The organism is Flagellimonas lutimaris (assembly GCF_051494225.1).
Taxonomy (GTDB): Bacteria; Bacteroidota; Bacteroidia; order Flavobacteriales; family Flavobacteriaceae; genus Flagellimonas; species Flagellimonas lutimaris_A.
Genome location: NZ_JBNPYE010000031.1, coordinates 1 through 453, shown reverse-complemented (window position 1 = coordinate 453; position 453 = coordinate 1). Strand labels below are relative to the sequence as shown.

Here is a 453-nt window from a genome sequence, read left to right as displayed (position 1 = left end):
ATGGTGGGACCATAACTGTTGATAATGATGGTGTTGATAATGTTGACGATGCGGACGCGGACCCTACGAACGAACTTTCGGATGTAGCCTTGACGGGCACGACCTTGGAACTGACCAATGCCGCTGCCGGGGCCACGGGAGTGGACCTTGACGGCACCTTTGCGACGGACGCGGAACTTGCCGCCCTTGATACGGACGATGCGGACGCGGACCCTACGAACGAACTTTCGGATGTAGCCTTGACGGGCACGACCTTGGAACTGACCAATGCCGCTGCGGGGGCCACGGGGGTTGACCTTGACGGCACCTTTGCGACGGACGCCGAACTTGCCGCCCTTGATACGGACGATGCGGACGCGGACCCTACGAACGAATACAACACCGGGGTATCCCTCAACGGAACTTCCATCGAGGTGACGGATGCCGGTGGCACCCTTAGCCAAGACCTTGACG

At 59.8% G+C, this 453-nt stretch carries 1 protein-coding gene; it reads left to right on the top strand.

Going from position 1 to position 453, the window contains the following annotated elements; translation table 11 throughout:
• Nucleotides 1–453, top strand: a 453-nt coding sequence (locus ACQQ5U_RS19410) for a hypothetical protein (protein ID WP_437400118.1), incomplete at both ends; no start/stop codon positions are given.